The organism is Pelolinea submarina (assembly GCF_003966975.1).
Taxonomy (GTDB): domain Bacteria; phylum Chloroflexota; class Anaerolineae; order Anaerolineales; family Anaerolineaceae; genus Pelolinea; species Pelolinea submarina.
In genome coordinates this window covers 2,585,881-2,596,225 of the sequence record NZ_AP018437.1, presented here as the reverse complement: position 1 = coordinate 2,596,225, position 10,345 = coordinate 2,585,881, and the positions used below count along the sequence as shown (strand labels likewise).

At 49.4% G+C, this 10,345-nt stretch carries 9 protein-coding genes; 8 read left to right on the top strand and 1 reads right to left on the bottom strand.

Going from position 1 to position 10,345, the window contains the following annotated elements; translation table 11 throughout:
- Window positions 1-1,491 carry a B12-binding domain-containing radical SAM protein gene (locus tag Pelsub_RS11415; RefSeq protein WP_116223612.1) on the bottom strand — a complete coding sequence of 497 codons (1,491 nt, stop codon included), beginning with the start codon at window positions 1,489-1,491 and terminating at the stop codon, window positions 1-3.
- Between the two features lie 249 nt (window positions 1,492-1,740).
- Between Pelsub_RS11415 and Pelsub_RS11410 the strand changes: the two genes are divergently transcribed.
- From Pelsub_RS11410 to Pelsub_RS11375, 8 genes are all read left to right on the top strand, one after another.
- A complete protein-coding gene (locus Pelsub_RS11410) occupies window positions 1,741-2,217 on the top strand; it encodes a MarR family winged helix-turn-helix transcriptional regulator (protein WP_116223613.1) in 477 nt (158 codons plus the stop codon).
- Window positions 2,214-4,007 carry an ABC transporter ATP-binding protein gene (locus tag Pelsub_RS11405; protein ID WP_116223614.1) on the top strand — a complete coding sequence of 598 codons (1,794 nt, stop codon included), beginning with the start codon at window positions 2,214-2,216 and terminating at the stop codon, window positions 4,005-4,007. Before Pelsub_RS11410 ends, Pelsub_RS11405 begins: the two co-directional genes overlap by 4 nt.
- The gene (locus Pelsub_RS11400) at window positions 4,000-5,829 is read left to right on the top strand and encodes an ABC transporter ATP-binding protein (RefSeq protein WP_116223615.1); all 1,830 of its coding nucleotides are present in this window, start codon (window positions 4,000-4,002) and stop codon (window positions 5,827-5,829) included. The genes Pelsub_RS11405 and Pelsub_RS11400 overlap by 8 nt, the downstream gene beginning before the upstream one ends.
- Window positions 5,830-5,876: 47 nt before the next feature.
- Window positions 5,877-6,773 carry a cation diffusion facilitator family transporter gene (locus Pelsub_RS11395; protein WP_116223616.1) on the top strand — a complete coding sequence of 299 codons (897 nt, stop codon included), beginning with the start codon at window positions 5,877-5,879 and terminating at the stop codon, window positions 6,771-6,773.
- Window positions 6,774-6,875: 102 nt separating this feature from the next.
- The gene (locus tag Pelsub_RS11390; RefSeq protein WP_116223617.1) at window positions 6,876-7,406 is read left to right on the top strand and encodes a methyltransferase family protein; all 531 of its coding nucleotides are present in this window, start codon (window positions 6,876-6,878) and stop codon (window positions 7,404-7,406) included.
- A 13-nt stretch (window positions 7,407-7,419) separates the two neighbouring features.
- On the top strand, window positions 7,420-8,028 hold the full coding sequence (locus tag Pelsub_RS11385) for a carboxymuconolactone decarboxylase family protein (protein ID WP_198418350.1): 609 nt from the start codon (window positions 7,420-7,422) through the stop codon (window positions 8,026-8,028).
- 442 nt (window positions 8,029-8,470) lie between these two features.
- Window positions 8,471-9,040, top strand: coding sequence for a DUF3105 domain-containing protein (locus Pelsub_RS11380; RefSeq protein WP_116223618.1), 570 nt, complete (start codon window positions 8,471-8,473; stop codon window positions 9,038-9,040).
- A 229-nt stretch (window positions 9,041-9,269) separates the two neighbouring features.
- A complete protein-coding gene (locus Pelsub_RS11375; protein WP_116223619.1) occupies window positions 9,270-10,334 on the top strand; it encodes a sulfite exporter TauE/SafE family protein in 1,065 nt (354 codons plus the stop codon).
- Window positions 10,335-10,345 lie beyond the last annotated feature (11 nt).

Sequence of the window (10,345 nt, the reverse complement as noted above, 5' to 3'; positions counted from 1 at the left end):
TTACATCACATGCTGTTCGTTGATTTTTCGGAAATGATATCCGTAAATTGAAAACTCAATCGCTAACGGGAACAGGCGCGGTTTGTGGAACAACGTCCAAAAGAAAAGCTGCCAATATTGGCGGCGTTCCTTCCCAAAGACTCCCAACTGGAAGACCGAGCGCAGGAAAGCGTTCGTATTCTGCCAGATGACGCCCGGATCAATATGAACCTTTACTTTAGGCAGGTTATATTCTTTTAAAAAGGTGGTGACCCGCTGGTAATAGACGGTGGGCGAGTATAGATGGTTGAGCAGTTTTTTGTACTGCTGCTTCAAGACTTCAATGTTCATTACCGGAATAATATTGGTGGAACCGTCCACGTTATCACCGGACATATTTTTCAAAATGCGGCCGGCTTTTTCCATGCGCGCGTAAAGCTGCGTGCCAATAGGCGCTTGCAGAATGCCGACCATGGCGGTGACGATGCCGCTGTGCTGGATCAGGTCGATCAACTGTTGGAAAGTACGCGGGTTGTCGTTGTCGAAACCCACAATGAACCCACCTTGGACCTGCATACCCGCATGTTGAATGCGGTGGATGTCCGCGACCAGATCGCGGTTAAGGTTTTGTTTTTTATTGCATTCGGCCAGGTTATCCTCATCCGGGGTTTCAATACCGATGAAGACTTTATTGAATCCGGCTGCGGTCATCAGGCTCATTAATTCCGGGTCGTCCGCCAGATTGATGGAAGCTTCAGTGTTGAAAGTCATGCCCTCTTTGTCTTTACGCCATTCAATTAATGCCGGCAGGAGTTCTTCTTTCAGGGCTTTTTTATTGCCGATTAAGTTGTCATCCACAAAGAATACACCGCCGCGCCAACCGGCCTGGTACAAACCATCCAGCTCGGCAATGATCTGCTGTGCGGTCTTTAGGCGCATGCGGTGACCCAATAGAGCGGTGACGTTGCAGAAATCGCAATTGAAGGGGCAGCCGCGGGAGTATTGAATGCTCATGCTGGCGTAATCGTTCAGGTTCATCAATTCCCAACGAGGGGTTGGGGTTTGGTGCATATCCGCATATTCTTCCGTGCTATAGATTTGTTTGGCCTGCGAAGCTTCAAGATCCCGTAAAAATTCCGGCAGGGTGATTTCACCTTCGTTAAGCACAAAATGATCCACGCCGTTGAATTCGTCCGGCTCGGTGGTGAAGAGCGGCCCGCCCACCACAACTTTGATACCGGCTGATTGGCAGCGTGTGATGACCTCGCGCGCTCCTTCTTGTTGGATGGTCATGGCGCTGATAAAAGCCATATCTGCCCATGCCAGATCTTTTTCTCTCAGATCTCGGATATTCTCGTCAACCAATTTCAGGTGCCAATCCTTCGGCAGCATGGCTGCAATGGTTAACAATCCCAGCGGTGGGGCAGAGGATTTCTTGTGAATAAATTTCAGGGCGTGTTTAAAACTCCAGAAGGTGTCGGGAAACTTGGGGTAAATCAAGAGGACATTCATTCTCACTCAATTCATTGGGTACCAACTGTGGTGTGGCAGTTTTCCACATCACAATTGGGTTTACATATTAAGTATATTAACACCAATTTCCATGAAAAGTGTTATCGAATTGTAAATTATTGGTTAATAATTCCACCTGAAGAGTCCCGTAATCATAACAACTTTCACCGCTTATCTCTGGTTATTATTGACAAATAATAGTTGACAAATATAATAGTTGATTAAGTTAACTAATAGGATAGGAGCAAGATGAATCCTGAAGAGACACATTCTCCGGAAACAGAAGAGGCAATTGCCACATTTTGGAAGACCATTCCTCCCCTCTGGCATTACACGCGGTCGGCCATCCACCGAACCGCCCGGGAAGAATTTGGGATTACCTCAACCCAATATCACGTGCTGCGGCGTATCAAAGAGGGGAAGCGAAAGACCGTCAGCGAATTATCGGAGTGTATGTTTATCAGCCGTCCGAGCATCAGCCGGGCTGTTGAGGAATTGGCTAACGCGGGCTTGATCGAACGAGAGCGCGACCGGCAGGACCGCCGCATTGTTTACCTGACACCAACGCAGGCCGGGCAGGATTTGATGGAGCAGATTTACGCCAAGAATAATTTGTTCATGCGGAAAATGTTTTCTTCATTAGACGATCAGGAACTGAAGACGATCAATGATGCCTTCGAATTATTGCAGAAAGTACTGAACCGCAACACTTCTACCGAACCATGAAAAATCTAATTAAATTATCGAAATTCTTGAAACCTTATTGGAAGGAAGCAATTGCTTCTGTTATTTTATTGGTATTTATAGTCATAATGGACCTGGCAATTCCACGATTGGTACAGCAAATCATTGATAAAGGTATCACACCGGGGAATATGGATGTTGTAAAAAGAACCGCATTGATTATGCTGGGAATTTCCTTTGTGAATACACTTTTTGCGATAGGGAATAATATTTTTTCCGTAAGCGCTTCCGAAGCCTTTTCCAGAGATTTGCGTGAGGCGGTTTTCCAAAAAATCCAGGAGTTTTCCTACAGCAACCTGGATCAATTAAAGACCGGCAATTTGATCGTGCGGTTGACGAGCGACATCACGATCTTGCAGCAGACCTTTCGCATGAACATGCGTATTGGTGTGCGCGCTCCTTTGATCATCCTTGGCAGTTTCTTTCTGATGTATTCCACCAACGCCGCACTGACATTAAAAATCATACCGATGATGCTGATGACGGCGGTAGTGGTGGCGTTTTTTATCTATAAATTGGGCCCATTATTCCTGAATGTTCAGAAAAAGTTGGACTCCCTGAATACCGTGCTACAGGAAAACATCGCCGGGGTGCGGGTGGTAAAAGCTTTTGTGCGGCGTACCCACGAAGAGGAACGCTTTGAAGTTGTGAACGATAAATATTCCCAGATGAATATTATCATTCAGCGTTTCTATTCAGCTTTTTCACCCTTGCTTACCTTAGTCATTAATTTTGCGATGGTCGCTATCGTTTGGTCGGGCGGATTGCAGGTCATCCAGGGGACGTTGACTGTCGGTCAAATTGTGGCTTTCACGGATTACCTGATGACGGCGATGGCGCCGTTGTTGATTATGGTGATGCTGGCAAACGCGGTTGCTTCCGGTGTGGCATCTGCCGAGCGCGTGGAAGAGATTTTTGAAACTCAGCCGGATGTGGTCGATAAACCGGAAGCCGTCGTACTGGACCATTCCATCAAGGGCCGGGTCGAATTCCAACACGTCAGTTTTTATTATGACGGAGCGGTGGATGAGCGCGTTTTGGATGATATCAACCTGGTGGCGGAAGCGGGGCAGACGGTTGCAATCCTGGGAGCTACGGGTTCCGGAAAATCAACCCTGGTGAATCTGATTCCCCGTTTCTACGATGTTACCGGCGGAAAGATCCTGATAGACGGCATCGATGTGCGCGACATCAAACAGGAATCTCTCTTCGCTTCGGTTGCCATAACACCTCAGGATACGATCCTGTTCTCCGGAACGATCAGCCAAAATATCAGCTACGGCAATCCCACTGCCAGCCAGGCGGAGATTATCCAGGCAGCCAAGGCTGCGCAGGTGCACGATTTCATCCGTGAGCTGCCGGAAGGGTACGATACGCCCATTGCCCAAAGAGGCGTGAACCTGTCCGGCGGCCAAAAGCAGCGTATAGCCATCGCGCGGGCAATTCTCTGCCATCCCAGGATATTGATTCTGGATGACAGCACCAGCGCGGTGGATGTGGAGACGGAATCCAAGATCCAGGCCGTACTGGACGAACTGATGAAAGGCTGTACCAACTTTGTCGTCGCGCAGCGCATCAGCACGGTCCTGAATGCCGATAAAATAGTGGTGCTCGACCGGGGCAGGGTTGTGGCTCAGGGCACGCATACACAGTTGATAAAAAGCAGTCCGGTTTATAAAGAAATCTTCGATTCTCAACTTGGGGATGGAAACCACGCGCTGCATGATTTATTGAGCGGCAAGAAAATGATGGGAGCGGCTGCCAATGGCTGAAAATATTTCCAATGCACCCGCGAATCTTACCCATACCATGCGGCGCGGCGGCGCGGGCAACCCCGGCCGAATTGAGAAACCCAAGGACATCCGTAGCGCTTCCGCGCGCCTGGCGGCTTATCTGAAACCTTTTGCCAAAACTTTGCTGGTCGTATTTCTGCTGGTTTTGGGCTACACCTTATCCGGATTGGCAGCCCCATATTTAATGGGCCGGGCAATCGATAATTACATCGCGAATAAGGACGTGCAGGGATTGCTGCGTACCGTGATACTCATGGCAGCGGCATACCTTACGACCAACCTGCTGCAGCTGGCTTCCAACTGGATTATGTCCACCACCACACAGAAAGCGTTGAAAAGATTGCGCACCGATTTGTTCTCGCATTTGCAGAAACTATCGCTCAGCTATTATGACCACAATCCACCTGGTGAGTTGATGAGCCGTCTGACCAACGACATCGATGTGATTAATCAGGCGGTTTCTATGAACATCACCTCGCTCATGGCCAGCGTTCTCAGCCTGGTGGGAATCCTGGTGGCCATGTTCGCGCTGGATTTCTGGCTGGCGCTGGCATCTCTCCTGGTTGTCCCGCTGACTTTGTGGTTCACGACATTCATAGCCAAGTATTCCCGGCGCGGATTCCGCGAGCTGCAAGCAGAATTGGGCGACCTGAATGGGAATATTGAAGAGACCATCAGCGGACAGCGTGTGATTAAGGCATTCCGGCGCAATGAGTCTGCTTTGGACACTTTCCGGGAAGCGAACGATGCCGTATACAAAACAGGAAAGACCGCGCATACTTACGCGTTTTTACTAATGCCGCTGACTACCCAAATCGGTAATTTGTTCGTCATCACCCTGGCCGGTCTGGGAGGCTGGTTGGCTATCAAAGGATTGGTAACCGTGGGCTTGATTGCTACATTCATCAGCTATGGCCGCCAATTCATCCAACCCGTACGGCAGTTGTCGGAACTTTATAACTCGATTCAATCCGCGCTGGCGGGTGCGGAACGCGTCTTTGAAATTCTGGACACGCAGCCGGAAGTTGAGGATGCGCCCAACGCGGTTCCCTTGAAGGATGTGAAAGGGGATGTGCGTTTTGAAGAGGTTAATTTCAGCTACGTAGAGGGTGTGCCGGTGATTAAAAATATGTCCCTGCATGCCAGGGCCGGCCAGACCATTGCGCTGGTGGGTCCGACCGGAGCCGGAAAGACGACCATCATCAACCTGTTGAGCCGCTTTTACGACGTCGAATCCGGGTCTATCCGCATCGACGGAACGGACATTCGCGATATTAAAAAAGAAAACTTGCGCCGCAGTTTGGGCATTGTATTGCAGGACACTTTCTTGTTTTCCGATACCGTGCTCGAAAATATCCGCTATGGACGGCTAGCTGCCAGCGATGAAGAATGCGTGCAGGCAGCCAAAGTGGCGGATGCGGACTACTTCATCCGCCAATTACCGCAGGGTTATCATACCCTGCTTTCGGAACGGGGCAGCAACCTGAGCCAGGGGCAGCGCCAACTGCTGGCCATCAGCCGTGCGGTTCTGGCCGACCCGGGCATCCTGATTCTGGATGAGGCAACCAGCAGCGTGGACACCCGCACCGAAGCGCACATTCAGAAGGCACTGCTGCTGTTAATGGAAGGGCGCACCAGTTTTGTAATCGCGCACCGTTTGAGCACTATCCGCGATGCGGATAACGTGCTGGTCATCCGGCAGGGAGAAATCATCGAGCAGGGCAGCCACCAGGAATTGGTCAATCAAAAAGGCTTTTACTTTAATCTGTACACAAGCCAATTTAAAGGACAAATTATTTAACGGATTTTCGTCTATAATTCCTGTCTTTGTAGGATATTGGATAAATTATGAAATGGGTTCGTTATTATCAACCGAACCATCAAGTCGGCCGTATGTTTCGGCGGGCGATGGTGGTTACATTAATTGGCAACTTACTGTTAGCCGGGATTAAAATAGCCGCTGCCAGGCTCAGCGGTTCATCTGCTATTTATTCGGACGCAGTCAACTCAATTTCGGATGTGCTGTATTCCATTCTGCTGATTGTCGGCTTATGGATTTCCCAGCAGCCGCCCGATATGAGCCATCCCCAGGGACACAGCCGTTTTGAGCCTTTCACCGCGCTAATTGTGACCATCTCCATGACAATTGCCGGTGTGGAAGCTTTACGCGCTTCCATTCAGCGCGCCATGGAAGGCGGCGCTGCCATTCCGTTGGGGATATCGCTGTTGGCATTGGTAGTCAGTATGCTGATCAAAGCGGTAATGTATGCGATAGTGCACCGTATCAGCCGGCAGACGGCCAGCCCCGGATTGGATGCGGTTGCCAAGGATAACCTGAGTGATGTGGTCACTTCCCTGGCCGCGCTGTTGGGCATCGTTGGTTCCAACTTTATCAGCCCGCTGCTGGATCCGTTGGCGGGTGTGGCGGTGGCTTTGTGGATATTTAAGGCGGTTTACGGAACAGCCAAAGAAAACCTGGGCTACCTGACCGGCGCGGGCGCCGACGAAGATGTCCGCAACCGCATTTTGGATTCGGTCAAGGATGTTCCCGGATTGGAAGACGTTCATCACATCGTTACCGAATACGCCGGCCCGAAACTGGTGGTGGAAATGCATATCAATGTGGACGGCAACAAAACCCTCAACGAAGCACATGCCATTTGCGACCAGGCTACCGAACGTTTGGAAGCCCTGCCGGAAGTAGACCGGGCATATGTGCACGTGGAACCATTGGGATATCTGTAAACCTACACTGTATAAGAAATTCCTCAACAACCCTGTATTTAAAGAAGTCAGAGTATATTAATTTGGATACTTCAGGTGAGAAATGAGTAGATTGAGGATAATATGCAGAAAGACTTAAAGAACGACCCGCGTTACCAAAACCACGAAAGCCGCCCCGACCTGGCCGGCGAACATCCGGTAGGGGATACCTGGCAGGGAATCGGCATGCTGGTATTTATTGCCGCAGCTGTCCTGGATTATTTCCTGTTGGGCAATCCGCAGCGTTTCAACCAGCAAATTTCTTTTTGGGCACGGCTGCCTTTCAGCCTGGCATTGTTCGGGTTGGGGGTTTGGCTGGCACTGCGCGGCATTCAGGTTGTCTTCGGAGAATACCGCGAAGAACCGGTAATGATCACCGAGGATTTGTTCGCATACATGCGCCATCCGGTTTACCTGGGCTCCATTCTCCTTTACCTCGCCGTGTTACTGCTGGTGCTCTCGCCCTTAGCCGGATTAGTCTGGTTGGGTATTTTGGGGCTGTACCACTGGTTGGCAAAATATGAAGAAGGCCGCATGCTGGGAATCTTTGGAGAACGCTACCGCGCTTACCAGCAGCACGTACCCATGTGGCTGCCGATCAAATTCAATAAATAAATCAAGGATATTAATGGAAACCAGTCTCAACCCTGAGCGTGTTGGTAATAGAACGCCGCGTAAATTCATGAAGCGGTTATATTCAACCAAGGACGTTTACCGCTTTCTGCGGGATATGTTGTCCAGCGTGGGCGATATGCGCACAGGCAGAAAAGCAGGTCTGGTTAGTGTGGAATTCAGCGAACGCATCATGCTGGCAGTCACGGAAGTCAACGGATGCCGTTATTGCTCCTATTTCCACGCGCAGGTGGCGCTCAAAGCCGGGTTGGACACGGATGAGATCAGCGATACTCTATCGGGTGATTTCCGCAGCGCCCCGGCGGAAGAACTGCCGGCGCTGTTGTTCGCGCAGCATTATGCCGACCGGGCCGGCTGGGCGGATCCTGATTTGGTCGACTCCCTGATGGATACGTACGGGGAGGCGCGCGGGCGCGCCATTATCGCCAATATCCGCGCCATCATGCTGGGGAACGTGTGGGGCAACACCTTTGACGCGCTGCGTTTCCGCCTGAAAGGGCAGCCCAGCGGCCAAACCAGCCTGGGCGGAGAATTGCTGGCGGTTTTCGGCCTGCCGTTGATGATCCCGGTCGCGGCTGTGCATAATTTGGTAACTTCGAAATAAAACCTAAGCTTTAACCACAGATAAACACAGATAAAAGGAAAGCGTTTTTACTATTGATACACACAGATATGGATAGAAAACATAATCCACAGATAAACACAGATAAAAAGAAAAGGCGTTTTTACTATTGATGCACACAGATATGGATAGAAAACATAATCCATGGATAAACACGGACAAAAGAATAAACACTTCTATTATTGATGGATCACACAGACTAGAACGAATCCCCTTTTTCTCCTAATCAACAGATTTTTATAATTAAAATATGCAAATCCATCCTGGTTGATTGACAGGCACTGCGACAGACCAAATGGTTTCCCGGACAAGCGTGGGGGAGGGCGCAGTTCTTGCATTTCTCTAATACCCGAATTCGTTATTTATTGCGACAATACAATAAATAGTATAGGAGTAAACGGAGAAGAATTATCCGAATAATAATATGAGCACAAAAAAGAACTCATACGCGAAAAGCAAACGGGGGTCGCTGTTTTCATCCGGACGAAACATAATCATTTTGCTGGTCCTGGCCGGGATCGGCTTGACTGCTTTTTTGGCATTTGATAACGCACAGACGGGCGAGAAAGTGCCGATCATGAGCGACACCTCGCACATCCCGGAAGGAACAGACCCAAACCCCTACAACTCCAATCCGCCAACTTCAGGCATCCATTATCCTGAGGATCTAAAGCCCGGTTTTTACACGGAAAATACTTACGAGTATCCGGAAGGCTACCTGGTGCATAACCTGGAGCACGGATATATCATCTTCTGGTACAACTGCAGCCTGCTTTCGGACACGGAATGCAACACGCTAAAGAGCCAGATTAAAGCGGTGATGGACGAGAAGAATAATTTCAAATTGATTGCTTATCCGTGGCAGAAAACAGACGTGCCTTTGGTGCTGACATCCTGGGGACGCATCCTGCCGATGGAAAGCTTTGACAGCGACGCTGCGCTGGATTTTTATCGCCGCAACATTAACAAGGCGCCGGAGCCGCACGCGGATTAATTTTCGTTTCAGCTTGTTGATAAGATATTCATCATCAGGATAATGGATATCTTATCAACTGTCTTTTGGAATTCGGGGCTATTTTTCATTGTACGATAACAAGCAATTTGGACAGATATTCAGGCAAGCGTAAATTATACAAATAAGGTCTTCATAGTATAATAAAATATTATCCTAATCGGCTGGAAGAGATGATTTTCCAATTAATCCGAAGTTTGGAGACCATCAAATGGAAATCTGGATCGCGTTTATTACCGGTTTAACCACCGGTGGATTGAGTTGTATGGCGGTGCAAGGAGGACTGCTGGCGAGTTCGCTGGCCGACCAACTTGAAACGGAGATGAAGCATACCCGCGTCAAAAACTTGCATATTGCCCCTCCTATTTTGCTCTTCTTAATCGCCAAACTGGTTGCATATACCTTATTAGGGATGCTGTTAGGAGCTCTGGGTTCCATGCTGCAATTATCCCTCAGTACACGCGCGCTATTGCAGTTCGCGATCGGCGTTTTCATGATCGGCAATGCGTTACGTATGCTCAATGTGCATCCTTTCTTCCGATTCTTTTCTTTCGAACCCCCCGCGTCAATTTCGCGATTTATCCGAAAATATTCAAAAAAAGAGGCTACCTGGATCACACCGATCATCCTGGGTGCCATGACGGTTTTCATTCCCTGCGGCGTTACTCAATCAATGATGGCTCTGGCAATGGGCAGCATGAATCCTTTGTTTGGAGCCGCCATCATGTTCGCGTTTGTGCTGGGCACCAGCCCGGTATTTTTCAGCCTGGTTTACCTGACGGCAAAACTCGGTACGCGCCTGGAAAAGCATTTCACGCGGGTCGCGGCGATTGTGATCCTGTTGCTGGGACTTTTAGCGGTTAATACCGGCTTGAATTTACTGGGTTTCCCTTTGACTTTCAATCGAATCACCGAATCGGCCAATCGTCAGACTGCAATCACCCAGAGCGAGATGGCACCGGAGATCGATTACACTGTGTTGACACAGGCCGCGGAGAACCAACAACCGCAGGAACTGACCTTGTATGTCAAGAATAATGGCTATGAACCGCAGACGCTACACGCGCCCGCGGGCAGGATGGTTATTCTCAATTTGTTGACCGACAATACGAAATCTTGTTCACGCGCGTTTACCATACCGGAGTTGCGCGTTGAACAGATATTGGATGAGACGGGTACTTTCTCTCTGGAGATTCCGCCTCAAGCCGCAGGTAAAGTCCTGGCTTTTTCCTGTTCCATGGGCATGTATACAGGTCAGATTGTCTTTGACCAATAGGAATATGGCAA

Excerpts from the sequence above, each read along its gene's own strand:
- Pelsub_RS11375 (WP_116223619.1), top strand. The coding sequence starts at position 9,270 with ATGGAAATCTGGATCGCGTTTATTACCGGTTTAACCACCGGTGGATTG.
- Pelsub_RS11400 (WP_116223615.1), top strand. The coding sequence starts at position 4,000 with ATGGCTGAAAATATTTCCAATGCACCCGCGAATCTTACCCATACCATG.
- Pelsub_RS11380 (WP_116223618.1), top strand. The coding sequence starts at position 8,471 with ATGAGCACAAAAAAGAACTCATACGCGAAAAGCAAACGGGGGTCGCTG.
- Pelsub_RS11405 (WP_116223614.1), top strand. The coding sequence starts at position 2,214 with ATGAAAAATCTAATTAAATTATCGAAATTCTTGAAACCTTATTGGAAG.
- Pelsub_RS11395 (WP_116223616.1), top strand. The coding sequence starts at position 5,877 with ATGAAATGGGTTCGTTATTATCAACCGAACCATCAAGTCGGCCGTATG.
- Pelsub_RS11385 (WP_198418350.1), top strand. The coding sequence starts at position 7,420 with ATGGAAACCAGTCTCAACCCTGAGCGTGTTGGTAATAGAACGCCGCGT.
- Pelsub_RS11410 (WP_116223613.1), top strand. The coding sequence starts at position 1,741 with ATGAATCCTGAAGAGACACATTCTCCGGAAACAGAAGAGGCAATTGCC.
- Pelsub_RS11390 (WP_116223617.1), top strand. The coding sequence starts at position 6,876 with ATGCAGAAAGACTTAAAGAACGACCCGCGTTACCAAAACCACGAAAGC.
- Pelsub_RS11415 (WP_116223612.1), bottom strand. The coding sequence starts at position 1,491 with ATGAATGTCCTCTTGATTTACCCCAAGTTTCCCGACACCTTCTGGAGT.